30 protein-coding genes are annotated in these 25,641 nt (G+C 72.2%); 4 read left to right on the forward strand and 26 right to left on the reverse strand.

What is annotated here, in order from left to right:
- From secD to ruvC, 5 genes are all read right to left on the reverse strand, one after another.
- A complete protein-coding gene (gene secD / locus ACZ61C_RS36660) occupies window positions 1–1,800 on the reverse strand; it encodes a protein translocase subunit SecD (protein WP_465312496.1) in 1,800 nt (599 codons plus the stop codon).
- A gap of 219 nt (window positions 1,801–2,019) precedes the next feature.
- On the reverse strand, window positions 2,020–2,430 hold the full coding sequence (yajC, locus tag ACZ61C_RS36665; protein WP_465312497.1) for a preprotein translocase subunit YajC: 411 nt from the start codon (window positions 2,428–2,430) through the stop codon (window positions 2,020–2,022).
- Window positions 2,431–2,549: 119 nt separating this feature from the next.
- Window positions 2,550–3,617, reverse strand: a complete 1,068-nt coding sequence (gene ruvB / locus ACZ61C_RS36670) for a Holliday junction branch migration DNA helicase RuvB (RefSeq protein WP_465312498.1) — start codon at window positions 3,615–3,617, stop codon at window positions 2,550–2,552.
- Between the two features lie 8 nt (window positions 3,618–3,625).
- Window positions 3,626–4,219, reverse strand: coding sequence for a Holliday junction branch migration protein RuvA (ruvA, locus tag ACZ61C_RS36675; protein ID WP_465312499.1), 594 nt, complete (start codon window positions 4,217–4,219; stop codon window positions 3,626–3,628).
- The gene (gene ruvC, locus ACZ61C_RS36680; RefSeq protein ID WP_465312500.1) at window positions 4,216–4,800 is read right to left on the reverse strand and encodes a crossover junction endodeoxyribonuclease RuvC; all 585 of its coding nucleotides are present in this window, start codon (window positions 4,798–4,800) and stop codon (window positions 4,216–4,218) included. The genes ruvA and ruvC overlap by 4 nt, the downstream gene beginning before the upstream one ends.
- 74 nt (window positions 4,801–4,874) lie before the next feature.
- On the opposite strand from ruvC, the gene ACZ61C_RS36685 reads away from it, so the two are divergent.
- On the forward strand, window positions 4,875–5,315 hold the full coding sequence (locus ACZ61C_RS36685) for a cupin domain-containing protein (RefSeq protein ID WP_465312501.1): 441 nt from the start codon (window positions 4,875–4,877) through the stop codon (window positions 5,313–5,315).
- Here ACZ61C_RS36685 and ACZ61C_RS36690 read toward each other — a convergent pair.
- The 5 genes from ACZ61C_RS36690 to ACZ61C_RS36710 form a co-directional block, all read right to left on the reverse strand.
- Complete coding sequence (locus ACZ61C_RS36690; RefSeq protein ID WP_465312502.1) at window positions 5,312–5,863, reverse strand: DUF4262 domain-containing protein; 552 nt, start codon at window positions 5,861–5,863, stop codon at window positions 5,312–5,314. The two genes, ACZ61C_RS36685 and ACZ61C_RS36690, sit on opposite strands and share 4 nt — an antisense overlap.
- A 182-nt stretch (window positions 5,864–6,045) precedes the next feature.
- The gene (locus ACZ61C_RS36695; RefSeq protein ID WP_465312503.1) at window positions 6,046–6,801 is read right to left on the reverse strand and encodes a YebC/PmpR family DNA-binding transcriptional regulator; all 756 of its coding nucleotides are present in this window, start codon (window positions 6,799–6,801) and stop codon (window positions 6,046–6,048) included.
- A gap of 41 nt (window positions 6,802–6,842) precedes the next feature.
- Window positions 6,843–7,463: a pyridoxal 5'-phosphate synthase glutaminase subunit PdxT gene (pdxT, locus tag ACZ61C_RS36700; RefSeq protein WP_465312504.1), complete on the reverse strand. Its 621-nt coding sequence runs from the start codon at window positions 7,461–7,463 to the stop codon at window positions 6,843–6,845.
- Window positions 7,464–7,587: 124 nt separating this feature from the next.
- Window positions 7,588–7,908 (reverse strand): AzlD domain-containing protein, encoded by a 321-nt coding sequence (locus tag ACZ61C_RS36705; RefSeq protein WP_465312505.1) that lies wholly within the window; start codon window positions 7,906–7,908, stop codon window positions 7,588–7,590.
- Window positions 7,908–8,600 (reverse strand): AzlC family ABC transporter permease, encoded by a 693-nt coding sequence (locus ACZ61C_RS36710; RefSeq protein ID WP_465312506.1) that lies wholly within the window; start codon window positions 8,598–8,600, stop codon window positions 7,908–7,910. The genes ACZ61C_RS36705 and ACZ61C_RS36710 overlap by 1 nt, the downstream gene beginning before the upstream one ends.
- A gap of 70 nt (window positions 8,601–8,670) precedes the next feature.
- Between ACZ61C_RS36710 and ACZ61C_RS36715 the strand changes: the two genes are divergently transcribed.
- Window positions 8,671–9,234, forward strand: coding sequence for a helix-turn-helix domain-containing protein (locus tag ACZ61C_RS36715; RefSeq protein WP_465312507.1), 564 nt, complete (start codon window positions 8,671–8,673; stop codon window positions 9,232–9,234).
- Here the strand turns inward: ACZ61C_RS36715 and ACZ61C_RS36720 are convergent.
- The gene (locus tag ACZ61C_RS36720) at window positions 9,231–10,166 is read right to left on the reverse strand and encodes a GlxA family transcriptional regulator (protein ID WP_465312508.1); all 936 of its coding nucleotides are present in this window, start codon (window positions 10,164–10,166) and stop codon (window positions 9,231–9,233) included. The two genes, ACZ61C_RS36715 and ACZ61C_RS36720, sit on opposite strands and share 4 nt — an antisense overlap.
- Before the next feature lie 71 nt (window positions 10,167–10,237).
- On the opposite strand from ACZ61C_RS36720, the gene ACZ61C_RS36725 reads away from it, so the two are divergent.
- On the forward strand, window positions 10,238–10,573 hold the full coding sequence (locus ACZ61C_RS36725; protein ID WP_465312509.1) for a cupin domain-containing protein: 336 nt from the start codon (window positions 10,238–10,240) through the stop codon (window positions 10,571–10,573).
- A 4-nt stretch (window positions 10,574–10,577) separates the two neighbouring features.
- Here ACZ61C_RS36725 and pdxS read toward each other — a convergent pair whose 3' ends face one another.
- The 3 genes from pdxS to ACZ61C_RS36740 form a co-directional block, all read right to left on the reverse strand.
- Entirely contained in the window at window positions 10,578–11,501 is a 924-nt protein-coding gene (gene pdxS / locus ACZ61C_RS36730) for a pyridoxal 5'-phosphate synthase lyase subunit PdxS (protein WP_465312510.1), read from the reverse strand.
- A gap of 90 nt (window positions 11,502–11,591) precedes the next feature.
- Entirely contained in the window at window positions 11,592–12,575 is a 984-nt protein-coding gene (locus tag ACZ61C_RS36735) for a DUF5937 family protein (protein ID WP_465312511.1), read from the reverse strand.
- 30 nt (window positions 12,576–12,605) lie between these two features.
- Window positions 12,606–14,057, reverse strand: a complete 1,452-nt coding sequence (locus tag ACZ61C_RS36740) for an FAD-binding oxidoreductase (protein ID WP_465312512.1) — start codon at window positions 14,055–14,057, stop codon at window positions 12,606–12,608.
- Window positions 14,058–14,187: 130 nt separating this feature from the next.
- On the opposite strand from ACZ61C_RS36740, the gene ACZ61C_RS36745 reads away from it, so the two are divergent.
- On the forward strand, window positions 14,188–16,296 hold the full coding sequence (locus tag ACZ61C_RS36745) for an elongation factor G-like protein EF-G2 (protein WP_465312513.1): 2,109 nt from the start codon (window positions 14,188–14,190) through the stop codon (window positions 16,294–16,296).
- A gap of 66 nt (window positions 16,297–16,362) precedes the next feature.
- On the opposite strand, the gene ACZ61C_RS36750 is transcribed toward ACZ61C_RS36745, so the two are convergent.
- The 12 genes from ACZ61C_RS36750 to ACZ61C_RS36805 form a co-directional block, all read right to left on the reverse strand.
- Window positions 16,363–17,166: a class I SAM-dependent methyltransferase gene (locus ACZ61C_RS36750; protein WP_465312514.1), complete on the reverse strand. Its 804-nt coding sequence runs from the start codon at window positions 17,164–17,166 to the stop codon at window positions 16,363–16,365.
- Window positions 17,167–17,223: 57 nt separating this feature from the next.
- Entirely contained in the window at window positions 17,224–17,733 is a 510-nt protein-coding gene (locus tag ACZ61C_RS36755; protein ID WP_465312515.1) for an XdhC family protein, read from the reverse strand.
- A gap of 12 nt (window positions 17,734–17,745) precedes the next feature.
- A complete protein-coding gene (locus tag ACZ61C_RS36760; RefSeq protein WP_465312516.1) occupies window positions 17,746–18,015 on the reverse strand; it encodes a hypothetical protein in 270 nt (89 codons plus the stop codon).
- A gap of 31 nt (window positions 18,016–18,046) precedes the next feature.
- On the reverse strand, window positions 18,047–18,304 hold the full coding sequence (locus ACZ61C_RS36765) for a hypothetical protein (RefSeq protein WP_465312517.1): 258 nt from the start codon (window positions 18,302–18,304) through the stop codon (window positions 18,047–18,049).
- A gap of 2 nt (window positions 18,305–18,306) precedes the next feature.
- The gene (locus tag ACZ61C_RS36770) at window positions 18,307–18,789 is read right to left on the reverse strand and encodes an NUDIX hydrolase (RefSeq protein ID WP_465312518.1); all 483 of its coding nucleotides are present in this window, start codon (window positions 18,787–18,789) and stop codon (window positions 18,307–18,309) included.
- Window positions 18,786–19,931 (reverse strand): glycosyltransferase family 4 protein, encoded by a 1,146-nt coding sequence (locus ACZ61C_RS36775; RefSeq protein ID WP_465312613.1) that lies wholly within the window; start codon window positions 19,929–19,931, stop codon window positions 18,786–18,788. The genes ACZ61C_RS36770 and ACZ61C_RS36775 overlap by 4 nt, the downstream gene beginning before the upstream one ends.
- Window positions 19,932–19,949: 18 nt before the next feature.
- Window positions 19,950–20,867 carry a phosphatidylinositol mannoside acyltransferase gene (locus ACZ61C_RS36780; RefSeq protein WP_465312519.1) on the reverse strand — a complete coding sequence of 306 codons (918 nt, stop codon included), beginning with the start codon at window positions 20,865–20,867 and terminating at the stop codon, window positions 19,950–19,952.
- Entirely contained in the window at window positions 20,864–21,490 is a 627-nt protein-coding gene (gene pgsA / locus ACZ61C_RS36785; RefSeq protein WP_465312520.1) for a phosphatidylinositol phosphate synthase, read from the reverse strand. Before pgsA ends, ACZ61C_RS36780 begins: the two co-directional genes overlap by 4 nt.
- A gap of 89 nt (window positions 21,491–21,579) precedes the next feature.
- Window positions 21,580–22,101, reverse strand: coding sequence for a MarR family winged helix-turn-helix transcriptional regulator (locus ACZ61C_RS36790; protein WP_465312521.1), 522 nt, complete (start codon window positions 22,099–22,101; stop codon window positions 21,580–21,582).
- Between the two features lie 63 nt (window positions 22,102–22,164).
- Window positions 22,165–22,707, reverse strand: coding sequence for an HIT family protein (locus ACZ61C_RS36795; protein WP_465312522.1), 543 nt, complete (start codon window positions 22,705–22,707; stop codon window positions 22,165–22,167).
- Window positions 22,704–24,731 (reverse strand): threonine--tRNA ligase, encoded by a 2,028-nt coding sequence (thrS, locus tag ACZ61C_RS36800; protein ID WP_465312524.1) that lies wholly within the window; start codon window positions 24,729–24,731, stop codon window positions 22,704–22,706. Before thrS ends, ACZ61C_RS36795 begins: the two co-directional genes overlap by 4 nt.
- 140 nt (window positions 24,732–24,871) lie before the next feature.
- Complete coding sequence (locus ACZ61C_RS36805; RefSeq protein ID WP_465312525.1) at window positions 24,872–25,486, reverse strand: malonic semialdehyde reductase; 615 nt, start codon at window positions 25,484–25,486, stop codon at window positions 24,872–24,874.
- Between the last annotated feature and the right edge of the window lie 155 nt (window positions 25,487–25,641).

The raw sequence follows: 25,641 nt of genomic DNA on the forward strand, positions 1-25,641 counted from the left end.
TCAGGCCTCCTTCACGTTCGCGCGGCCGACGCCCGTCGACTTGCGGTGCGAACCCACTTGCTGCACGGCGCCCAGCCCCAGGTACTTCGGGTTGGACAGGAACTTCGACTTCGACGTCGACGCGATGGCCACCAGCGGGTGGGTCACCAGGTAGACGATCACCAGGTCGAGCACGGTGGACATGCCGAGTGTGAACGCGAAGCCCTGGACGTCGCCGACGGCGATGATGTACAGGATCGCCGCGGCCAGGAAGCTCACCGCGTCCGAGGCCAGGATGGTGCGCTGGGCGCGGGTCCACCCGCGCGGCACCGCGGACCGGAACGTCCGGCCCTCCCGGATCTCGTCCTTTATTCGTTCGAAGTAGATGACGAACGAGTCCGCCGTGATGCCGATCGCGATGATCAGGCCGGCGATGCCCGCGAGGTCCAGCGTGTAGCCGATCCAGCGGCCGAGCAGCACCAGCACCGCGAACACCAGTGAGAACGACAACGCCAGCGACAGGATCGTCAGCACGCCGAGGAGCCGGTAGTAGAACAGGCAGTAGATGAACACGACCAGCAGGCCGATGCCGCCGGCGATGAGCCCGGCCTGCAGCGACGCGAAGCCGAGCGTGGCCGACACCGTGGTCGCGTCCGAGGAGGCGAACGACAGCGGCAGCGAGCCGTACTTCAGGATGTCCGACAGGTTCTTCGCGTCGGTCTGGGTGAACTTGCCGGTGATCTGGGTGTTGCCGTCGACGATCGCGACCTGGATGTTCGGCGCGGACACGACCTGCGTGTCGAGCACGAACGCGGCCTGCTGGCCCTGGTTCTTGGTCGTGAAGTCGGCCCAGATCTTGGTGCCCTCGCTCTTGAAGCTGAGGTTCACCACCCACTGGCCGCGCTGCTGGTCGTAGCCCGACGTCGAGTCCGCGATCTCGGTGCCCGGCAGGAACTCCGGCTCCAGCAGGTACTTGTACGTGTCCTTGTCACCGCAGGCGACCAGCGGCAGCTTGGGGTCGTCGTTGCCCTCGAGCGGGTCCTTGGCGTTCGGCGCGCAGGTGAGCGACGCCATCGCCTGGGCCACGAGGTTCTGGTCCGGGGTGCCGTCGGCGCCGATCAGCTTCGGGTTCTGCCGGACCGCCTTCGCGGCCTGGATCTCCTTGGCGGTGTCGGCGTCGACCGAGCCGTCCGCGGGGGCCGGGGCCTGGCTCGACGCGGGCGGCGGCGTGGTGCTGCTGCTCGGCGGAGCCGGCGTGGTGCTCTGCTGCTGCGCGGGCGCGGCGGCGGGAGCGCCGCCACCACCGGCGGCCGGGCTGGACGGCGGCGCGCTGGAGCTGGCAGTCGGCGCACCGGAGGACGGCGCGCCCGAAGACGGCGGAGTGCTCGGGGCGCCCGAGGACGGCGGGGTGGACGGCTGCGGCTGCGGGGGCACCACCGGCTGCGTCGCGTTCGCGACGACCTTGCGGAAGCCCAGCTTCGCGGTCTTGCCCAGGTTCTTCGCCTGGTCGCCCTGCTCGCCGGGGACGGTGATGACGACGTTGTTGCCGTCGAGGAGGACCTCGGTGCCACCGACGCCGATCCCGTTGACCCGGCGCTCGATGATCTGGCGCGCCTGGTTCAGGGACTCCCGGGTGGGCTGGCCACCGTCCGGGGTGCGGGCGGTGAGCGTGACCCGGGTGCCGCCTTGCAGGTCGATGCCCAGCTTCGGGGTCGGCTTGTGGTTGCCGGTGAGGAACACCAGCGCGTACAGCACGATCACGATCAGGGCGAAGAAGGCGAGATAGCGTCCCGGGCGGAGATGCCCGGCCGATGATGCCACGGTGCTTCGGTCTCCTCGGACTGGGTTGCCCCAACGGTCTGGTGCCCGCCCGGAGGGTTACCGGGCCGGACTGTGTGCGATTCACTCCCGGGCACGGGTATGACGGCGGACACGCACGCAGCACCGAGACACTACTCGGTGCTGCGTGAGCCCGGCGTTGCGGCCGCACCGACTTTCGTCGGGAGCTTTCCGCCTCCGCCCAGGGGTACCGCGGGGGCCTTACTTCTTGCCGTGCTCCAGCGGCGGCGCCACCTGCGCGGTGGTCGGCGTCTCGTCGTCGCTCTTGATGCCGGCGCTCGACTCGATGATCGACTCCTCCGCGGGAGCCGCCTCCACCTCGTCGGCCGAGTCCTCGTCGGTCTCGACGACCGGCTGCACCTTCTCGCGGACCGCGAGCCGCAGCCAGGTGGTGACGACGCCGGGGGCGATCTCGATGTCGATCGTGGTGTCGCCGGACGTGTCGGCGACGGTGCCGTAGAGACCCGAGGTGGTCATCACGCGGTCACCGGGCGCCAGGCTGCTCTGCAGGTCCTGCTGCGCGGCCTGCTGCTTCTTCTGCTTCCGCGAGCTCATCACCAGCGGCACGGCGAGGACGAGCACGAGCAGCAGGGGCAGCAATAGCTGTTGCATGATTCTCCGTTCGACGGACACCGGGCCCAGCCGAAATGTCCGGTTTTTGGGTATGTGCTCCTGTCAAGTGTGCCAGGTACCAGCGCGGACGCCAGCACCCACCCGCCGGTTCCGGCCGCTCAGTCCTGCTCGAACGGCGAGAGCCCGCCCGGGTCGGGGCGCCCCGGGTGGTCGGCGGGCGGCACCAGCCCGAGGTGCTCCCAGGCGGCCGCGGTCGCCACCCGGCCACGCGGGGTGCGGGCGAGCATACCGGCGCGCACCAGGTAGGGCTCGCAGACCTCTTCCACCGTGGTCGCCTCCTCCCCCACGGCCACCGCCAGCGTCGAGATGCCGACCGGCCCGCCGCCGAACGACCTGGTCAGCGCGGTGAGCACGGCCCGGTCGAGCCGGTCGAGGCCCAGCTCGTCGACGTCGTAGACGGCCAGCGCGGCCCGGGCGACCTCGAGGGTCACCTTGCCGTCGGCGCGGACCTCGGCGTAGTCGCGGACGCGCCGCAGCAGCCGGTTCGCGATCCGGGGTGTGCCGCGCGAACGGCCGGCGATCTCCTGGCAGCCGTCGCGGTCGATCGGGATGTCGAGGATCGTCGCGGCGCGCCGGACGACCAGCTCCAACTCGGTGTCGGTGTAGAACTCCATCTGCCCGGTGAAGCCGAAGCGGTCGCGCAGCGGGCCGGTCAGCGAGCCGGACCGCGTCGTCGCCCCGACCAGCGTGAACGGCGCGATCTCCAGCGGGATGCTGGTGGCGCCCGGGCCCTTGCCGACCACCACGTCGACCCGGAAGTCCTCCATCGCCAGGTAGAGCATCTCTTCGGCGGGCCGGGCGATTCGGTGGATCTCGTCGATGAACAGGACGTCGCCGGGCGCGAGGTTGGACAGCATCGCGGCGAGGTCGCCGGCGCGCTCGAGGGCCGGGCCGGAGGTGATCCGGATGGCCGCGCCCAGCTCGGCCGCGACGATCATCGCCATCGACGTCTTGCCCAGCCCGGGCGGGCCGGACAGCAGGACGTGGTCGGGCGGCACGCCGCGGCGGCGCGCGCTCTCCAGCACCAGCTCCAGCTGCTCGCGCACCCGCGGCTGGCCGACGAACTCGTCGAGCTTGCGGGGCCGCAGCGTGCCTTCGACGGTCTCCTCGCCGGTCTGCGCCCACGCCGAGAGGGCTTCGTCTTCCTCCACGGCTTCATACTCCACGGCCGCGCCTACCGCTTCCGGCCGAGGGTGGCCAGCGACGCGCGCAGCACGCTGGCCGTGGTGTGGCCGTCGCCGTCGGCGAGGACCTTGTCCACGGCCGTCTCGGCCTGCTTGGCCGGGAACCCGAGCCCGGCCAGTGCTTCGACGACCTCGGCCCGCAGCGCGCCGGGCGCGGTGAGGGCCGGCGCTTCGCCGGAGCCGAGCGCGGTGACCTTGTCGCGCAGCTCCAGGGTGAGCCGTTCGGCGCCCTTGCGGCCGATGCCGGGCACCGAGGTGAGCACGGTGATGTTGCCTTCGACGAGCGCGCCGCGCAGCTTGTCGGGGTCGAGCACGGCGAGGGTGGCCAGCGCGAGCCGCGGCCCGATCCCGGACACCGTCTGCAGCAGCCCGAACAGCTCCCGCGCGTCGGCGTCGGCGAACCCGAACAGCGTCAGCGAGTCCTCACGCACGACGAGCGCGGTGTGCAGCCGCGCCTCCTCGCCGCGGCGCAGGGTGGCCAGCGTCGCCGGGGTGGCCTGCACGGCGAAGCCCACTCCGCCGACCTCGACCACGACGTGGTCCAAGGCGACCGACAGGACTTCTCCGCGTACCGACGAGATCATCGTGCTGCTCCAGGGTTCTTGGCTTGTTTCGCCGCCGCGGCGAGGCGGGCCTTGTGGGTGCGGGCCATCTCGGCCGCCCGGGCTTCGGCCTCGGCGAGCCGGGCCCGCATCGGCTCCCGCCAGAGGTGGCAGATGGCGAGGGCGAGCGCGTCCGCGGCGTCGGCGGGGTGCGGCGCGACCTCGAGGTTGAGCAGGCGCATCACCATGGCCGTGACCTGCGCCTTGTCGGCCCGGCCCGACCCGCTGACGGCGGCCTTGACCTCGCTCGGCGTGTGGAACACGACCGGCAGTCCCCGGCGCGCGGCGGCGAGCGCGACGACACCGCCGGCCTGCGCGGTGCCCATGGCCGTGCGGACGTTGTGCTGGGCGAAGACCCGCTCGACCGCGACGGCGGTCGGCTTGTACTTGTCCATCCAGCGTTCGACCTCGTCGGAGATGCCGAGCAGCCGGTGCGCCAGGTCGGCGTCGGCCGGCGTCCGCACGACGTCGACGGCGACGCAGCGGACGGCCCGGCCCTTGCCGCCGTCGACCACCCCCAGGCCGCACCTGGTCAGACCGGGGTCGACCCCGAGCACCCGCACCCGTTCTCCCTCTCGCCGCGAACACCAGTTCGAGCTTGCAGGCTACTGGCCGCGTCTGCGGCAGGATGGGTGACATGCCGGAGCCGTCGGATTTCGTCACCCACCTGGGTCTTGAGCCCCTGCCGGTCGAGGGCGGGCGGTGGGCGCAGAGCTGGCGCTCGCCGACCGGGTCCGCGATCTACTACCTGCTCGTCGCGCCCGAGTTCTCGGCGCCGCACCGGCTGGACCGCGTCGAGGTGTACGTCCACCACGCGGGCGCGCCGGCCGCGATGCTGCTGCTGCACCCGGACGGCTCGGTCTCCCGGCCGGTGCTCGGCACGGACGTCGCCGCCGGCGAGCGGCCCCAGGTCGTGGTGCCCGCCGGGACCTGGCAGGCGACGGTCACGCGCGGCGCGTGGAGCCTGCTGGGCACGGTCGTCGTGCCGCCCTACACGGACGACTGCGTCGAGTTCGCGGCCGCGTCGGAGCTGGCCGAGCGCTACCCGGAAGCGGCCGCGGACCTGCGGAAGTTCTAGGGACCGTCGACGCCGGGGGTCCAGCTTTCCGGGTCGCCGCTCTCGGTCAGGACCAGTTGCCACCGGGCGAAGCCCTCGGGCGCGTCCGGGTGCCACGGGAACTTGCCCTCCGGCGTGGCGACGATCAGCTGCAGCGCCGGGAAGTCGCCGTCCGGGTAGATGAGGAACGCGCTGCCGAAGTACTCCGGGTAGTGCCCCTTGTTGACCCGCTCGAGGACGACCGGGACGCCTTCGAAGAAGTTGTCGTAGCGCTTGCCGACCTCGAAGATCTCGCCGTTGGCCGCGCGGTCGACGTAGGCGTCGAGCAGCACCTGGCCCATCTGCTCCGGCAGCCCGACGACGACGGCCTCGGGCACGTGGTGCAGCGCCCACGCACAGGCGGTGAAGCAGTAGCCGGCGCCCTCGGCGTCCCCGGCGACCGAAACGACGGCGTTGCCGCGTTCCTTCGCCTGCGTCTCGATCCATTCGATGAGGCGCAGTTCGTCCGCGGACAGTTCGGCGGTGATGTCGGCGGAGGCGGCGGGGGTCGTCGAGGTCACGCCGCACATTCTGCCTGACGAGCCCGGGAGAGCACAGGGCCCGGGCCGGAAAGTTTCCGACCCGGGCCGCGATCCCGTGCGGGGCAAAGGAAAACTCAGCCGACTTCGGCGAGCACGTCCCGCACGCAACGAAGGCCGCCACGAGGACTTCGGTCGTCGTGGCGGCCTTCGCAGCGCGAACCGCGCCGGGCTCAGCCGACTTCGGCGAGCACCTCGTCCGAAACATCGAAGTTCGCGTAGACGTTCTGGACGTCGTCGCAGTCTTCGAGGGCGTCGATCAGCTTGAAGACCTTCTTCGCGCCGTCCGCGTCCAGGGGGACGCTGACCGACGGGAGGAACGTCAGCTCCGCCGACTCGTACTCGAACCCGGCCTCCTGCAGCGCCTTGCGCACCGGCACCAGGTCGCCGCCTTCGGAGACGATCTCGAAGCTCTCGTCGAGGTCGTTGACCTCTTCGGCGCCGGCGTCGAGGACCGCCATGAGGACGTCGTCCTCCGAGGCGTCACCCTTCGGCATCAGCACGACACCCTTGCGGGTGAACATGTACGCGACCGAACCCGGGTCGGCGAGGGAGCCGTTGTTGCGCGTGAGCGCGGTGCGGACCTCCATCGCGGCGCGGTTCTTGTTGTCGGTGAGGCACTCGATCAGCACCGCCACGCCGTTGGGGCCGTAGCCCTCGTACGTGATGTTCTGCCAGTCGGCGCCGCCCGCCTCTTCACCGGCGCCGCGCTTGCGGGCGCGCTCGATGTTGTCCTGCGGGACCGAGTTCTTCTTCGCCTTCTGGATGGCGTCGTAGAGCGTGGGGTTGCCATCCGGGTCGCCACCACCGGTGCCGGTCCGCGCGGCCACCTCGATGTTCTTGATCAACCGCGCGAAGAGCTTGCCGCGCTTCGCGTCGAGGTTGGCCTTCTTGTGCTTCGTGGTGGCCCACTTGGAGTGGCCGCTCATCTCTCCTCCATCTGTTCCGTACCCGGCCCGGGCACCGCGTTTCAGGCAGCCTGCCGTACGAGGCCGACGAAGAGCCGGTGCACCCGCACGTCGGGTGTCAGCTCCGGGTGGAACGCGGTCGCCAGCACCGCCCCCTGCCGGACCGCGACGATCCTAGCGGTGTCGTCCGCCACGCCGGGCACGCCGCTGACCGTGGCCAGCACCTCGACGCCGTCACCGGCCTTCTCGACCCAGGGCGCGCGGATGAACACCGCGCGCACCCCGCCGCCGTCGACCCCGGTGAAGTCGAGGTCGGCCTCGAAGGAGTCGACCTGCCTGCCGAAGGCGTTGCGCCGGACGACGACGTCGAGCCCGCCGAGCTGCTGCTGGTCGGGCCGCCCGTCGAGGGTCTGCCGCGCCAGCAGGATCATCCCGGCGCACGACCCGAAGGCGGGCAGCCCGTCGGCGATCCGCGCGCGCAGCGGCTCGAGCAGTTCGAACGTCTCGAGCAGCCGCGACATCGTGGTGGACTCGCCACCGGGCAGCACCAGACCGTCCACTTCGGACAACTCAGTGGCCCGCCGCACCGGCTTCGCCCGCGCGCCCGCTTCTTCCAGCATGGCGACGTGCTCCCGCACGGCACCCTGCATGGCAAGCACACCGATGACCGGCTCTGACGACACCCGACCTCCCGAAAGACCCTTCCCACCAGCCTAGACGCTCGGCGTGCCGAGCGGACCGGCAGGTCAGCCCGGCCGCCGCACCCGAGCGACCCAAGGCGGCCTTCGGTGCGTCTGACGCCTTGGCTCAGGGCACGCCGGCCAGCCGGAGCAGCGCCGCCGTCGCCGCGGCGGCCACCACCACCAGCGCGAACGGGGCCTTCCGCCAGGCCAGCACCCCGGCCACCAGCACCCCGGCCGGCCGTGCGAACCCCGCGAACCCGTGCCCTTCCGTCAACGCGCTGACCGCGACCAGCGCGGCCAGCAGCACCACCGCCGCCAGCGCCATCAGCCGTTCCGCCTTCGGGGACGGCTTCAGCCGGCTGCGCAGCACCGGCCCGGCCAACCGGAAGGCGAACGTCCCCACGGCCAGCACGGCCGTGCCGATCAGCAGTTCGACGCCGTCCATCAGCGGGCCTCCGCCAGTTCGGGTTCCTTCGCCGTGACTCCCACCAGCACCCCGGCCAGCGCCAGCAGCACCGGCAGCCCGGCGGGCAGGAACGGCGTCGCGACCAGCGCGACGACCACCCCGACCAGCACCGGCAGCCGGGCCGCCCGGTCGCGCAGGGACGGCAGGACGAGCGCGAGCAGCACCGCCGGGAACGCGGCGTCCAGGCCGAACACGTCGGTGTCGCTGATCGCCGACCCGGCGTAGGCGCCGGCCAGCACACCGCAGTTCCAGAAGACGAAGATCCCCAGCCCGCAGGCCCAGTAGGCTGCGCGACGGCGCTTGACCTCGTCCTGGGCCATGGCGAACGCCACCGTCTCGTCGCTCATCAGGTGGCTGCCCAGCAGCCGGGCCGGCCAGCGCCCGCCCAGCACGTCGCCGATCGCGAAGCCGAACGGCAGGTGCCGCGCGTTCGCGAGCAGCCCGGCCAGCACGGCGGCGAACGGGTTGCCGCCCGCGGCCACGATCCCGATGAACATGAACTGCGACGCGCCGGCGAAGACCAGCAGCGACATCAGCATCGGCAGCCAGAACGGGAAGCCCGAGCTCACCGCGATGGCACCGTAGGAGACCCCCACGAGACAATCGGCCAAGCAGACCAGGCCGATGTCACGGGCGAGGCCCCGATCGAGTGTTCGCCATATCGAACGCATGTGTTCTATGGTGAACACAAGGCCCCGTGTTCGTCAAGGCGAACAGAACGACCGATGGAGCGAACAGCACATGTCGCAGGAAACCACCGGCGCGCCGCTGGAGATCATCGCGGCGTCACTGCGCCGGGAACGCACCCGCGCGGGCTTGTCCCTGACCGAGGTCGCGCGTCGCGCCGGCCTGGCCAAGTCGACGCTCTCCCAGCTCGAGTCCGGCACCGGCAACCCCAGCGTCGAGACGCTCTGGGCGCTCGGCGTCGCCCTCGACGTGCCGTTTTCACGCCTGGTCGAGCCCGACCGGCCGAAGGTCCGCGTCATCCGGGCCGGCAAGGGCCCGACGGTGTTCGCCGAACACGCCGACTACGCGTGCACGCTGCTGTCGGCCTGTCCCCCGTCCGCGCGGCGGGACATGTACCTCATCCGGGCTGAACCGGGCACTCCCCGGCGCAGCGACCCGCACATGACCGGCGTGATGGAGCACATCGTGCTGTGCGCGGGCCGCGCCAGAGTCGGCGTCATGGAGGCCCCCGAGGAGCTGAACCCGGGCGACTACATCTCCTACCCCGGCGACGTCCCACACATCTTCGAGGCGCTCGAGCCGGGCACCTACGGTGTCGAGATCTCGGAGTACCTCTAGCCCCGGAACGCCCGCCGGTAGGCGCCCGGCGTGGTCCCCACCTGGGCGCGGAACCGGCGTCGCAGGTTGACCGCCGAGGTGAGGCCGACCCGCGTGGCGACGGCCTCCACCGGCAGGTCCGTCCGCTCCAGCAGGGTCCGGGCCGCCGCCACCCGCCGGGCCAGCAGCCACGCGCCCGGGCTCGTGCCGAGCCGGTCGGCGAACCGGCGGGCCAGCGTGCGAGCCGAGACGTTCAGGTGCGCGGCCAGGTCGTCGACCGACAACGGCGTCCCGAGGCGCGCGCCGGCCCACTCGAGCAGGCCGTCGAGTGCGTCGGAGTCCGGCGCGGGTGGCGGCGCGTACTGCGCCTGGCCGCCTTCACGATGCGGCGGCATCACCATGTGCCGCGCGAGCAGGGCCGCGTACGCGGCGCCGTGGTCCTGCCGGACGAGGTGCAGGCACAGGTCGACCCCGGCGCCCGCCCCGGCGCTCGTCGCGACGTCGCCGTGGTCGACGTAAAGCACGTCCGGCTCCACGCGCACCTGCGGGAACTCCCGTTGCAGCTGCTCCGCGCGGGCCCAGTGCGTGGTCGCCGAACGGCCGTCCAGCAGACCGGTGCGAGCCAACGCGAAGACGCCGGAGCAGATGGTGACGAGCCGCGCGCCCCGGGCGTGGGCCGCCCGCAGCGCACGGCGGACGCCGTCCGGCAGCGGCGCCTCCACCGGCGCCCAGCCCGGGATGAGCACGGTGTCCGCCGAAGCCAAAGCCGACAACCCGGCCGGCACCGACATCGCGTATCCGGCCGTCGTCGGCACCGGACCGGGAACCTCCGCGCACACGTCGAACTCGTAGTGCCGCGGCACTACGGCCCGCGGCGTGCCGAAGACCTCGGCGGCGATGCCGAGCTCGAACGTCGACTGCACCGGCCGCACCAGGGCCACCACACGATGCATGGCAGGAAAGTACCCCAGGGTGTCTTTCTTGACGCTGTCCCGGCCCCGCGAGCGCCCGGCACCGTGGGGTCATGCACCCCGAGATCCTCGCCCAGAAGGGCTACACGTCCGTGTCCGTCGAGGACGCCCCCGTCCGCGAGCTCTTCCCCGGGATCCGGCTGCGTCCACTGTGGACCGGCGCGAACGGCGCGCACGCCAACGTCCTCGAGATGGACCCGGGCACGTCCTGGCCATGCCGCGACGTCCACGAGCCGGGCCCGGAAGAGGTCTACGTCGTCGCGGGCACGTTCCACGACGGCGCCCGCGACCATCCGGCCGGGACGTTCCTGCACGCCCCGGCCGGGTCGTGGCACGTGCCCGCCAGCACGACGGGCTGCACGCTCTTCCTCTTCTACCCGGAGGGTTAGGCCGTCACCAGCCGCGCTCGGCCAGGCGGTGGGGCTCCGGCAGCTCTTCGACGTTGATGCCGACCATGGCCTCGCCCAGGCCGCGCGAGACCTTCGCCAGCACGTCCGGGTCGTCGTAGAAGGTCGTCGCCTTGACGATCGCCTCGGCGCGCTGGGCCGGGTTGCCCGACTTGAAGATGCCGGAGCCGACGAACACACCCTCGGCGCCGAGCTGCATCATCATGGCCGCGTCGGCCGGGGTGGCGATGCCGCCCGCGGTGAACAGCACGACCGGCAGCTTGCCCTTCTCCGCGACCTCGCGCACCAGCTCGTACGGCGCCTGCAGCTCCTTCGCCGCGACGAACAGCTCGTCCTCCGGCAGCGACTGCAGGCGGCGGATCTCGCCGCGGATCTTGCGCATGTGCGTGGTGGCGTTGGAGACGTCGCCGGTGCCGGCCTCGCCCTTGGAGCGGATCATCGCCGCGCCCTCGGTGATCCGGCGCAGCGCCTCGCCGAGGTTGGTCGCGCCGCAGACGAAGGGGACGGTGAACGCCCACTTGTCGATGTGGTTGGCGTAGTCGGCCGGGGTGAGCACCTCGGACTCGTCCACGTAGTCGACGCCGAGGGACTGCAGCACCTGCGCCTCGACGAAGTGGCCGATGCGGGCCTTGGCCATCACCGGGATCGAGACGGTCTCGATGATGCCGTCGATCAGGTCGGGGTCGCTCATCCGCGCGACGCCGCCCTGGGCGCGGATGTCGGCGGGCACGCGCTCCAGCGCCATCACCGCGACCGCGCCGGCGTCTTCGGCGATCTTGGCCTGCTCGGCGGTGACCACGTCCATGATCACGCCGCCCTTGAGCATCTCGGCCATGCCGCGCTTCACCTTGGCGGTGCCGGTGACCGGCTGGACGGTGCCGTTGGAGGGGCTGGGCTGCTGCTCGGACACGACGGGGCCTTTCCACACGATGAACCGGGGGTTACCGGTCCGAGCGTAGGTCGGCGGTGGACCCTTCAGGCAGGCCAGTGCGCGGCAATCTCAGGAGTCCACTTTCGGCACCCCGGCGACCAGGACTTCCGCGGCCTCCGTGCGTGCGTAGAGCACGTGACGTCCGGCACGATGCCCGTTGACCAGGCCCGCGGCCTTCAGGACACCGAGGTGCTGCGACACCGCGCCGGCGCTGAGCCGGGTCCGGCGAGCCAGCTCCGAGGTGGACGCCGGCGCGGCCAGTTCGGCGAGCAGCATCGCGCGACCGCGGCCCATGACGGCGGCCAGCGCGCCGGGCGCGACGGCCGTCCCGGTCTCCCAGAGCGTGGCGATCCCGCGCGGCGGGTAGCGCAGCACCGGCTGCCAGCGCGGGTCGGTCTTGGAGAACACGCGCGGCCAGACGAACGCCGAGGGCACGAGCACCAGGCCGCGCCCGTCGAGCGGCACGGCGGCGTGCAGGTGGCGGTGCGCCACCGTGAGCGTGCCGTCCAGCCAGCGGACCAGCGGGGTGAGGTCGTTGAACAGCTCGGCGGCGCCGCCGTGGGCCAGCAGCCGGGACCGGTGCAGCACGTCGGCCTCGAGCAGCGCGCGGATGCGCGGCCAGTCCGGGGCGAGCACGAGCTCCCAGTACCGCTCCATCAGCGTCGCGAGCCGCTCTAGCCCGGCTTCGGGGTCGCGGTGGAAGCGGTTCAGCACCGGTGGGCGCGGCCCGGACATCGCGTCGAGCTCACGCCGGACGACGCGGCCCGGCACGTCGCGCAGGTCGGCGAGCTCGTCGGCCAGCTCGGGCAGCGGTGTCGACGGCGTGCCGGCCAGGAAGCCGGGCAGGTGCCGCAGCGGCACCAGCTCCCGCAGCAGCGTGATGTCCAGGCCGGCGCCGTCGAGCGCCGCGGTCGCCCGCTTGACCCACGGCAGGTGCAGCGCGTGCTCCCCCGGCCGGTTCAGGACGCGCACGCTCGCCACGATCTCCCACGCCGGCGAGAACGCGAACCGGGTGTGCGCCAGGTCCTCTGTGGAGAATGCCAGGTCGAGCACGCGCCTCCTTTGCGTGGGGTTCGGCGCAGTCTATGTCTCTCCGATGTGGACAGTCGAGTGGGGCGCGGAAAGTCCTTGCGGGAAAGCGAAAATTCCTCGCGGGTCATACTTTCGGGCGACAGCGCGCAACCGCGGCAGGTTCACCCCGTAGTACGCCTCCGCCCAGTCCGGCATCTCGGGATCGAGGTAGTTGACGTAGCCGGTGGCGCCGAACTCCGGCCCGAGCCCGTCGCGCACGGCGGCCACCGCGCGCCGGGCGCCGTCCTCACCGCCGTTCTCGGGCTCCGCGCCGTGCAGGAACTGGAAGCTGGCCAGCGCCGTCCGGTGCGGGAACGCCGTTTCGCGGACGCCGACCCGCGCGATGGCGCCGCCGCCCGCGTCGATGATGGTGTCGACCTTCGGGACCCCGGTCAGCACCTCGACGACCGCGGCCGGGTCGGCGGCCCGGCGCAGGAGCATCCGCGACGTCCCGACGTAGGTGCCCCGGTTCGCGGCCACCGCCGGCCGTGAGTCGTGGTCGTCGAACGACCGCATCGCGGACACGTGGTCCATGACCCGCCGCCGTTGCTCGACCGGCGGGGTGCCGACCCGGCGGATCAGGTCGTCGAGCAGCTCGTTCATCCGCGCGGCCGGGCCGAGGAACGTGCCGCCGAGGTTGGCGTGGTCGGCGCCGAGGCCCATCCCGGACCACAGCTCGTCCGGCATCGCCGGCTGCCAGTCCTGCCAGGCGGCGAACAGCGCGGTCTGCGTGCCCGGCGGGAAGTGGAGGTCGAACGTGGCGACGTCGGCGATCGGCACGGTCCGGAACGTGAACCCGGTGACGATCCCGAAGTTGCCGCCGCCCCCGCCGCGCAGCGCCCAGAACAGGTCGGGCTCCGCCGTCGCCGAAACCGTGCGCAGCCGGCCGTCGGCCGTGACGATCCGGGCCGCTTCCAGGTGGTCGCACGTCAGGCCGTACTTCCGGTCGAGGACACCGACGCCGCCGCCGAGGGCGAGCCCGGCGATGCCGACCGTGTCGCAGCTGCCCGCCGGCAGCACCCGGCCCGCCGCCGCGAGCGTGGTCGCGATCGGCCCCAGCCGGGCCCCGGCCCCGATCACCGCGCGGCCGTCCGGGCGCGCTTCGATCGCCGAGAACCGGCTCAGGTCCACCACGATCCCGCCGTCCACAGTGGAGTACCCGGGATAGCTGTGCCCGCCGCTGCGGGCGGCGACGGGCAGCCGGTGCCGCGCCGCGAAGCCGACAGCGGCCTGAACGTCCTCGACCCGCGTGGCGCCCACGACGGCCGCCGGCATCCGGGCGTCGTACATCGTGAAGAAGCCCTGCTTGGCCTCGGGGTAACCCGCGTCGCCCGGCCGGAACAACGGCCCGGCCAGCCGGCGTCGCAGCCGCTCCCAATCGTCCGGAGGCGGCCACCCCGCCGCCAGTCCCGCCACCGGAACCGCCCCGGAGATCCGCAGGAAGGTCCGCCTGTCCACCGTCATGAAACTCCCCCTTGCCCCTGCTCCCCCGGGCATTCGGCTGGTCCCGGGACCCGTGCCTTGCCGTGACCAGGGTAGCGGGTGTGTGATCGAGGACACATCACGTACACCAGCCGTTCGCCGAGGAGTCGTCATGGCCGACAAACAAGCCAAGAACGCCGACACCGGGGCCGCCGTCGCTGTGGACGACCCCGCGAAGGTCCGCAACGTGGTGCTCGTCGGCCCGTCCGGCTCGGGGAAGACGACCCTCACGGAGGCGCTCCTCGCGGCGTCCGGCACCGTCCCGCGCGCGGGCTCGGTGGTCGACGGAACGACGGTGTGCGACCACGACCCGGCCGCGGTCCGCCAGCAGCGCTCGGTCGGCCTCTCGGTCGCGCCGGTGCTGCACCGGGGTCACAAGATCAACCTGATCGACACGCCGGGGTACGCCGACTTCGTCGGGGAGCTGCGGGCCGGGCTGCGCGCGGCCGACGCGGCGCTGTTCGTCGTCTGCGCGGCCGAAGGGGTCGACGCGGCGACGGTCGCGGTGTGGGAGGAGTGCGCCGCGGTCGGCATGCCGCGCGCGGTCGTCGTCTCCCGGCTCGACCACCACCGGGCCGACCCGATGGCCGAGATCGCCGCCTGCCAGGCCGCGTTCGGCGCCGGCGTCCTGCCGCTCTACCTGCCCGCCGGCGACGGCCTGGTCGGGCTGATCACCCAGCGGTACTTCGACTACTCCGCCGGGCATCCGCCGAAGGTGGGCGAACCCGACCCGGCCGACCTCGAGCGGATGGCCGAAGCCCGCAACGAGCTGATCGAAGGGGTCATCGCCGAGAGCGAGGACGAGTCCCTGATGGACCGCTACCTCGGCGGCGAGGAGATCCCCGAGGAGACGCTCATCGCCGACCTCGAGACCGCCGTCGCGCGCGGGTCGTTCCACCCGGTCATCCCCGTGTGCGCGACCAGCGGGATCGGCCTGGCCGAGGTGCTCGACGGGATCGTCCGGGCGTTCCCCTCGCCGCTGGAGCACGAGCCGCCGGACGTCACCACGCCGGACGGCGGGGCGCACGCGGCCATCACCGCCGACCCCGCGGGCCCCCTCGCCGCGGAGGTCGTCCGGACGGCCGTCGACTCCTACGTCGGCCGGGTGTCCCTCGTCCGGGTGTTCTCCGGGACGCTGCGCCCCGAGCGGCCGGTGCACGTGTCCGGGCACGGCCTCGCCGAACGCGGCCACGAGGACCACGACGCCGACGAGCGCGTCGCGCACCTCTACTCCCCCCTCGGCGCGAACCTGCGCGAGGTGCCCTACTGCGTCGCGGGTGACCTCTGCGCGCTGACGAAGGTCGGATCGGCGGAGACCGGCGACACCGTCTCCTCGCCCGAAGAGCCGTTGCTGATGGAACCCTGGGCGATGCCGGAGCCGCTGCTGCCGGTCGCCGTCGTCGCGAAGACCCGCAGCGACGAGGACACGTTGGCGCGCAACCTGTCCCGGCTGGTCGCCGGCGACCCGACGCTGCGGCTCGACCGCAACGCCGAGACGAACCAGCTGGTGCTGTGGTGCATGGGCGAGGCCCACGCCGACGTCGTGCTCTCGCGGCTGCGGGCGGGCGGCGCGGACGTCGACACCGAACCGGTGAAGATCAGCCTGCGCACGACGTTCGGCAAGCCCGCCAAGGGCCACGGCCGGCACGTGAAGCAGTCCGGCGGGCACGGCCAGTTCGCCGTGTGCGACATCGTGGTCGAGCCGCTGCCGCGCGGCGGCGGGTTCCAGTTCGTCGACAAGGTCGTCGGCGGCTCGGTGCCGCACCAGTTCATCCCGAGCGTCGAGAAGGGCGTGCGGGCTCAGCTGCAGCGCGGGCTGGCCGACGGGCACCCGGTCGTCGACGTGAAGGTCACGCTGGTCGACGGGAAGGCGCACAGCGTCGACTCCTCCGACGCCGCGTTCCAGACCGCCGGCGCGCTGGCGCTGCGGGAGGCCGCGGCGACCGGGCACCTCACCATGCTGGAGCCGCTGGAAGAAGTGACCATCCGGCTGCCGGACGAGCACCTCGGCACCGTGCTCGGCGACCTCTCCTCCCGCCGGGGCCGGGTGCTGGGCACGGAAGCCGGCCAGGGCGGGCGGACGCTGATCCGAGCCGAGGTCCCGGCGACGGAGCTCGTCCGCTACCTCATCGACCTGCGCTCGATGACCTCCGGCACGGCGACGTTCACCCGCCACCACGCCCGGTTCGAGCCGATGCCGGAAGGGATGGCGGTCCACTGACGGACGACACGCGTACCTGAACGGACGACACGGCGCGGGGCCGGAGCCGGTCGCCGTGTCGTCCGGTCAGGCCGGGCGGTGGGCCCGGTGCAGGGTGGCCGCGAAGTCGAGGACGATCGTGTCGCCCTCCTGCATCGTCCGGGCGCCGTCCAAGAACCGCGCGTGGAACTCGCCGGCCCGCTCGCCCAGGGCGGCGACCAGCTCGGTTCCGCCGCGTGGCTGCAGCCACTCCCACAGCGCGTCGGGGCCTCGCAGCGGCAACGGCATCTCGACCTCTTCCCGGGCCAGGCCGGTGAACCCCGCCTCGGTCAGCAGCGCGTCGAGGCCGTCCGCGTCCATCGGCCCCGCACCGGGCGACGGCTCGGGCGACGGCTCCGGCTCCGCGGCGGCGTCCGGCGAGAAGAACTCGACGCTGAGATCCTGCAACCAGCCCAGCTGCCCCACCGACTGCCGTTCCAGCGAGAGCGCGACCGTGCCGCCGGGCGCCAGCACCCGCCGGACCTCGGCCAGCACGGCCGCCGGGTCGTCCAGGACCTGCACGACGAACCCGGCGGTGACCAAGTCGAACGCGCCGTCGGGGAAGTCCGGGTGGGCCGCGTCCATCGTCCGGGCGGTCAGCTCCGGGTGGTCGGCGGCCAGCCGGGCGACCATCTCCGGCGACGCGTCGATCGCCGACACCACGCATCCGTGCGCCAGCAGGGCGCGCGCGACCGCGCCGCGGCCGGCCCCGATGTCCAGCGCCCGCGCGCCCGGCCGCGGACCGGCGAACGCGGCGAGCCGCGCGCCGACATCCCCCACGTAGAAGAAGATTTCCTCGTACCGGTCGGCGATCCGGTCGTACTTCGCCCGAGCCTGGGCCGCAGTCACCATAGGACCGACGCTATGGATCCGCCCCGGCGGTGAGGAACCGCCAGTGGGGCGAGGCGGTCAGAAGGCGAAACCACCCGGGCGGTGGTTGTGGTCGGCCAGCAGACCGGCCAGCGTCGCCACCGCGATCTCCGGCGGGGTCCGCGAGCCGATGTTGAGCCCGACCGGCCGGTGCACCCGGGCGATCTCGGCGTCCGCCACGCCGAGCCCCTGCAACGCGGCCACGTGCGGACCCGGGTGACGCGGGTTGCCGAGCACGCCGATCCACCGCGGCGCCTGGTCGAGCGCGAGCTTGAGGACGTCGCCGAGCTCCGGCCGGTGGTGGTCGGTGACCACGACGTCGGCGGTGCCGTCGAGCTCCGGGAGCGTGGTCACGGCGTCGAAGCCGTCCGGCACGTCGGTCGCCCGCGCGGCGTCCGGTTCGAACAGCGCGACGTGGAAACCGAGGTCCCGCGCGAACTTCAGCAGGTACCGCGACACCGGGGACGCGAACACCGCCACCAGCGTCCGCGTGTCCGGGTCCGCCGGAGCCGTGCCGTGGGCGACGTCGCAGGCCTCGGGTTCGCTCATGCCGCCAGTCTGTCAGCCGCCGGCCTGTTCGCCCACCGTGACGCGGAACTGCCACAGGTCGGTCTTGCCCTTGACCAGCACCAGGTACCCGTCGGTCACGCGCAGCACCAGCCGGCTCTGCGGGGACGACGGCCGCGGCGGCCGGTGCTGCTTGGCGAGCAGGTACGCGTCGTCCTCCGCGCTGACGCGGTCGGGGTACGGCGTCGCGTCCGCGACGCCCCAGCCCCGGGTGTCACCCAGGCCGCCCTGCTCTTCGATGACCACCCACCACGTCGCGCTCATACCCCTCCGACGCGCGCGGGGGCCGCCGGGTTCAGATCTCTTCGCCGACCGTCAGCCGGAAGTGGAACGTCGAGGTCCGGCCGTCGACGATCACCAGGTAACCGCCCGCGACCCGCAGGACCTTCCGCGACTTCGGCGACCACGGGTAGGCCGGCTGGTACTCCCGCGCGAGCCGCAGGGCCTCGGCTTCGGCGATGACCTGGCCCTCGACCGGGAACGTCTCCGACAGCGACCAGCTCCGGCCGTCACCCGCGCCGCGCTGCTCCTCGACGACGACGTACCAGCCCACGCTCAGACCTCCGGCTCGGCGAACTCGAAGTACTCGGGCAGCGGCGCGGTGCCGGCCAGCTTGAAGTACCGCACCTTCCGCCGTCGCCGCAGCCGCAGCGTGTCGCGCACGGCGTCGTTGTGGACGCGCCGGGCGATCACCACCCGGTGCTCGGCGTCGGTCAGCTCCTCGGCGAGCTCGGGCGCCAGGCCCGCACGGTCGACGCGGCTCAGGTGCAGCGTCAGCTCGTTCTCCTCGCCTTCACGGTCGGCCCGGGGCGCCGTTTCCGCTCGCTCGGCCGACGTCCGCAGGGCCGTGTCGCCGAGCACGACCGCGACCGCCCGCGCCACGACCGCCCGGCGGGCCAGCGCCGCGTCCAGGGCGGCCCAACCGGCGTCCGTGCGGACGTGCAGCCGGTCGAGCCGGTTCGCCGTCGCGAGCAGGAACAGCCCGCCCAGCACGACGACCAGCGCCAGCACCGGGAGCAGCCAGCCGAGCACGCTCACCGGGCGAGCTCCCGTTCCGGCGCCGCGACACGCCGCGGGTCGGCGGCGACGGCCGTCTCGTAGACGCGCAGCACCTGCGTGGCGACCACCGACCAGTCGTACATCGTGACGCGCTCGCCCGCCGCCGCGGCCAGCGACACCCGGTGCGCCGGGTCGCCGAGCAGCTCACGCAGCCCGTCGGCGAGCGCGGCCGGGTCGCCGGTCTCGACGAGCATCCCGGCGCGGCCGTCGTCGAGCACCCGCCGGAACGAGTCGAGGTCACTGGCCAGGACCGCGGTCCCGGCGGCCATCGCCTCGGTGAGGATCATCCCGAAGCTCTCCCCGCCGGTGTTCGGCGCGCAGTAGACGTCGACGCTGCGCAGGGCCTGGGCCTTCACCTCGTCGGAGGCCTGCCCGAGCAGCTCCAGGTGCGGCGCCAGCTCGGGACCGGCGTCCCGGCGGAGCTGGTCCTCGTCGCCGCGGCCGACCACCACGAGCCGCAGGTCCTCGAACTCCGGCAGGATCCGCCGCAGCGCCTCCAGCAGCACGCCCATGCCCTTGCGCGGCTCGCCGAAGCGGCCGACGAACCCGACCGTGCCGCCGGCTCGCGGATAGCCGGGCAACGGCGTCGCGGAAGAGAAGAAGCCGATGTCGACGCCGTTGGGGATCTCCACGGCGTCGCCGCCCGCGTGTTCCACCTGGACCCGGCGGGCCAGCGCGGACACCGCGATCCGCGCGGTGATCTTCTCCAGCAGCGGCCGCAGCACCGGCTGGAACGCCGAGAGCGTGCGAGAGCGGGTCGTCGCGGTGTGGAACGTCGCCACGATCGGGCCGTCGGCGATGAGCAGCGCCAGCAGCGAAAGGCTCGGTGCGGCCGGCTCGTGCAGGTGCAGGACGTCGAAGTCGCCTTCACGGATCCAGCGGCGCACCCGGGCGTAGGAGACCGGGCCGAACTGGAGGCGGGCGACCGAGCCGTTGTACGGGATGCCGAGCGCCTTGCCGGCCGGGTGCACGAACTCCGGCAGGTCGGCGTCGTCGTCGGCGGGCGCGAGCACGGACACGTGGTGCCCGCGCGCGAGCAGCGCCTTCGTCAGGTCGATCACGTGCCCCTGGACCCCGCCGGGCACGTCGAAGGAGTAGGGGCAGACGATCCCGACCCGCATCGGACGCGTGGCCACGCCTCAGCTCGCTTCTTCCAGGTCGGGCTGCTCACCGGCGTCGAGGTCGGCCGGCCAGAACTTCTGCACCATGTGCCAGTCGGCCGGGTGGGCGGCGATGTCGCCGGCGAAGATGTCCGCCAGGGCCTGCGTCGCGGCCGGGACCTCGGCGCGCGCGGTGACGCGGATCCGCGGGTGCAGCCGGATCTGCCAGCCGTCCTCGGTGAACCAGCAGCCGGCCGGGATCAGCGCGGCGCCGGTCGTGGCGGCCAGCCGGGCCGGGCCGCCGGGCATCCGGGCCGGCTCGCCGAAGAACTTCACCGGGATGCCGCTGGTGGTCAGGTCGCGGTCTCCCACGAGGCAGACGGCCTTGTTCTCGCGCAGCCGCTTAAGCAGCACGCGCATCGCCGAGCTGTCGCCGGTGAGCGGCACGATCTCGAAGCCGAGCGACTCGCGGTACTCGACGAACCGGCGGTAGAGCGACTCGGGCTTCAGCCGCTCGGCGACGGTCGTGAACCCGCCGAGGTAGTCGGCCAGCCAGACGCCGGCGATGTCCCAGTTCCCGCTGTGCGGCAGCGCCATCACCGCGCCGTTGCCCTCGGCCAGCGCCGCGTCGAGGTTCTCGACGCCGGTGATCGAGGCCGCGACCTTCTCGCTGACCTCCTTCTGGTCCATCGACGGCAGCCGGAACGTCTCGTGCCAGTACCGGGCGTAGGAGCGCATCGCGCGGCGGGTCAGCTCGTCCATCTCGACCGCGTCGGCCTGCGGGACGACCCGCGCGAGGTTGGCGCGCAGCTGCCGGACGCCGCCGCTGTCGCGCTTGACGGCGAGGTCGGCGCCGAGGGAGAAGACCGTGCTGCCGAACCCGGCGGGCAGCCAGCCGGCCAGCCGCCAGCCCGCGGCGTAGCCGAAGGCGCTCAGCCGCTCGGTCAGCCTGGTCATGCCCGCTGCTCCCCGGCGGCGGCCTCGCGGGCCGCCTTCGCCACGCCGGCCGTGCGCTGCAGCAGGGTGATCACCGAAAGCACGGCGAGCAGCCAGAGCGTCACGTCCACGGTGTACGGGATGCCGAAGCCGTGCAGGCCGGTGCCGACGAGCGCGATGATCAGCCGCTCGGCGCGTTCGACGAGCCCGCCGTCGACGGGCAGGCCGGAGGCGTCGGCCCGGGCCTTGACGTAGGAGATGACCTGGGCGAGCACCAGGCACAGCAGTGCCGCGGCGGCGGCCGGGCGGTTGTCGTCGACGACGAAGCACCACCAGGCGATGGCGGCGAACAGGGCGCCGTCGACCAGCCGGTCGCAGGTCGCGTCGAGCACCGCCCCGAACGGGGTGCCGTACCCGCGGGCCCGCGCCATGGCGCCGTCCAGCAGGTCGAGCATGGCGAAGCCCCACACCGTGAAGGTGCCCCAGAGCAGGTGGTCGGTCGGGAAGAAGATCAGGGCGCAGACGACCGCGCCGGCCGTGCCGAGCACGGTCATCGCGTTCGGGGTCAGCCCGACGCGGACCAGCGCCCGGCCGATCGGATCGGTGACGCGGGAAACGGAGGCACGCGCGAAGATATTGAGCATCGGTTCGTCTGAGGCACCTGGCTACGAGGGTCGGGTGGGCGATGGCAGCCTATCGACCCGCACCGGTGACCCCGACGCGCCGCCCCGCGTCAGCCCGATTTGGTGAGCTCGCCCTCGTGTTCGCGCGCCTCTTCGGCGGCCTGCGCCGCGGCGCACTTCGGGGAGAGCTGGTTGCGGATCGCGGCGCTGATCTCACCGAGCGCGGTCACCTGCTCCGGCGTCAGCGGGTCGAAGAGGCTTTCCCGGACGGCCTCGACGTGCCCGGGCGCGGCGGCCTCGAGCGCGGTGAACCCCGCGTCGGTCAGGACGGCCCAGGCGCCGCGCTTGTCGGTCGGACAGGCCTCCCGGCGCACCCAGCCGTTCGCTTCGAGGCGCGCGACAGCGTGGGAGAGCCGGCTTCGCGACGCCTGGCGCGCGTCGGCGAGCTCGCTCATCCGAAGCCGGCGGCCGGGCGCTTCCGAGAGCGACACGAGGACTTCGTAGTACGTGTGCGGCATGCCCGAGTCGTGCTGCAGCTGACCCTCGAGGTGCGCGCTCAGCATGCGGGTGGCCATGTTGAACTCACGCCAGACGCGCTGCTCGTCGTCGCTGAGCCATCGGGTTTCGGACATACCCCCATCATACTCGCGGTTGAACACTCAATCAGGCTTTGCCGGTTACGGCATTCGAGCGTTTCACCAGGCGTCGGCGAGCAGGTCCCGCGTTTCGCCCAGCAGCTGCGGCAGCACCTTCGTCTGGCCGATCACCGGCATGAAGTTCGCGTCGCCGCCCCACCGCGGGACCAGGTGCTGGTGCAGGTGCGCGGCGATGCCCGCGCCCGCGATCACGCCCTGGTTCAGGCCGATGTTGAACCCGTGCGCGCCGGACACCGCGCGGATCACCTTCATCGCGTGCTGGGTGAACTCCGCGACCTCCCGCGTCTCCTCGACCGTCAGGTCGGTGTAGTCCGCGACGTGCCGGTACGGCACCACCATGAGGTGCCCGGGGTTGTACGGGTACAGGTTCAGCACGGCGTACACCGTCTCGCCGCGCGCGACGATCAACCCCGTCTTGTCGTCCAGGGACGGGATGCGGCAGAAGGGACAGCCGGTGTCTTCGTCGTCCTCCGGCTTGTCCTGGCCCTTGATGTAGGCCATCCGGTGCGGGGTCCAAAGGCGGTGGAACGCGTCCTGGACCCCGACACCCTGCTGCTCGACGAGTTCGGGACCGTCACTCACCGAACGACCGTCTCCAGCGCCCCGGCCGACGGCGACGCGTTCTCGCGGCGCTCGATCCAGCCGGCGATCGCGGCGACGGCGTCGGCCACCGGCACACCGTTGATCTGACCGCCGTCGCGGAAGCGGAACGACACCGCGCCCGCCTCGACGTCCTTCGCACCGGCGAGCAGCATGAAGGGCACCTTCTGCGTGGTGTGCGTCCGGATCTTCTTCTGCATCCGGTCGTCGCTCGCGTCGACCTCGGCGCGGATCCCCTTGGCGCGCAACGCCTTCTCGACGTCTTCGAGGAACCCGACCTGGTCGGCGGTGATCGGGATGCCGACCACCTGCACCGGCGCGAGCCACGCCGGGAACGCGCCCGCGTAGTGCTCGGTCAGCACGCCGAAGAACCGCTCGATCGAGCCGAAGAGCGCGCGGTGGATCATCACCGGCGTCTGGCGGGTGCCGTCCGGCGCGGTGTACTCGAGCTCGAACCGCTTGTTCTGGTTGAAGTCCAGCTGGATGGTCGACATCTGCCAGGTGCGCCCGATGGCGTCCTTGGCCTGCACCGAGATCTTCGGGCCGTAGAAGGCCGCGCCGCCCGGGTCCGGGACCAGCTCGAGGCCGGAGTCGACGGCGGCCTGCCGCAGCGTCTCGGTGGCCTCCTCCCACTCCCAGTCCTCGCCGATGAACTTGTCGGAGTCACCACGCGTGGACAGCTCGAGGTAGAAGTCGGAGAGGCCGTAGTCGGCCAGCAGGTCGAGGACGAACTTCAGCAGCGACCGGAGCTCGCCCGGCATCTGCTCCTTGGTGCAGTAGATGTGCGAGTCGTCCATCGTCAGGCCGCGCACGCGGGTGAGACCGTGCACCACGCCGGACTTCTCGTAGCGGTAGACGGTGCCGAACTCGAACAGCCGCAGCGGCAGCTCGCGGTAGGACCGCCCGCGCGAGCGGAAGATCAGGTTGTGCATCGGGCAGTTCATGGCCTTGAGGTAGTAGTTCTCCTCGTCGAACTGCACCGGCGGGAACATGGTGTCCGCGTAGTAGGGCAGGTGGCCGGAGGTGTGGAACAGCTCGCCCTTGCTGATGTGCGGGGTGTTCACGAACTCGTAGCCGGCCTCCTCGTGGCGGCGACGCGAGTAGTTCTCCAGCTCCCGGCGGATGATGCCGCCCTTGGGGTGGAACACCGGCAGGCCGGAGCCGATCTCCTCGGGGAAGGAGAACAGGTCCAGCTCCGCGCCGAGCTTGCGGTGGTCGCGGCGCTCGGCCTCGGCGATGCGCTCGAGGTGGGCGTCCTGCGCCTCGGCCGACTCCCACGCCGTGCCGTAGATCCGCTGCAGCTGCGGGTTCTTCTCGCTCCCCCGCCAGTACGCGGCGGCGACGCGGGTCAGCTTGAACGCGGGGATGAACTTGGTGGTCGGCACGTGCGGACCGCGGCAGAGGTCACTCCAGACACGTTCCTTGGTGCGCGGGTCGAGATTGTCGTAGATGGTGAGCTCGCCCTCGCCGACCTCCATCACCTCGGAGGTGTCCACTTCGGACTTGAGGTCGACCAGCTCGAGCTTGAACGGCTCGTCCGCCAGTTCCTTCTTCGCCTCGTCCACGGAGTCGAAAACGCGCCGCGAGAACTGCTGAGCGCCCTTCACGATCTGCTTCATGCGCTTTTCGAGCGCCTGCAGGTCCTCGGGGGTGAACGGAGTGTCGACGGCGAAGTCGTAATAGAAGCCGTCCTTCACCGGCGGGCCGATGCCCAGCTTGGCGTTCGGGAACTGCTGCTGGACGGCCTGGGCGAGCACGTGGGCCGCCGAATGGCGGATGACGCTGCGGCCGTCCTCGGTGTTCGCGGCGACCGGCTCGACCTCGGTGTCGGTTTCCGGCGCCCAGGCGAGGTCGCGGAGCTTGCCCTCGGCGTCGCGCACGACGACGACCGTCTCCTCGCCCTTGGTCGGCAGGCCGGCCTCGCGGACCGCCGAGCCCGCCGTAGTGCCCGCCGGTACCACCACGCGGGAGGCGGCCACGGGGGAAACGGGGGGCGACTGGGACACGATGGCTCCTCGAACTTCAGTGAGAAAGATGACCCCGTCGATGCTAGTCGGCGGCCCGCGCGCGCCTCACGCGCGTCCGCGAACGCACGGGCAGGCCGCCTCCGGTTCCGGAAGCGGCCTGCCCGATCAGGGGGTGGCGCTCAGAGGGTCTCGACGACCTGGTCGAAGTCCAGCCGCGGCAGGCGGTCGAACCACGGGTTCTCGCCCGGCTTGCCGACGTTGACGACGACGAGCGAGCGCCACTTCTTGCCGGCGAAGAACTCGTCGTCGACACCGGCGGCGTCGAAGCCGGTCATCGGGCCCGCGGCCAGGCCGGCGGCGCGGACGCCGATGATGAAGTAGCCGACCTGCAGCAGCGAGTTCAGCTTCGAGAACTCGACGCGGCCCTGCTCGTCGGAGAAGTTGTCCTTGACCTGCGGGGCGTGCGGGAAGACCTGCGGGATGTTCTCGTGGAAGTCGACGTCCGCGGCGAGCACGACGGTCAGCGGGGCGGCTTCGGTCTTGTCCCGGTTGCCCGGGGCCATGTGCGGGAGCAGGCGGGCCTTCGCCTCGGCGGTGCGCAGCACCAGCGCACGCAGCGGCTGGGTGTTCATCGACGTCGGGGCCCACTTGACGAGGTCGTAGATCGCGCGGACCTGCTCCTCGGTCACCGGCTCGGAGCTGAAACTGTTGGCCGTGCGCGCCTCGCGGAACAGCAGGTTCTGCACGTCCGAGGGCAGCTGAAGGGCTTCGGTCTGCTCGGCAAAGGTGGTCATGGGGCTGTGGTTCCTTCCGTGGGTCGGTACCAGGAGGAACCAGGTTGAGCGTTGAACTATTTCGCGCTCAACTACTTCGGGGCGGTGAAGTGGATCACAACGTCACTTTCCCTGAGAAAGGTGCATCGCCTCACGCGGATTTCACCACCACGAGC

This window comes from Amycolatopsis sp. NPDC104587 (assembly GCF_055583645.1).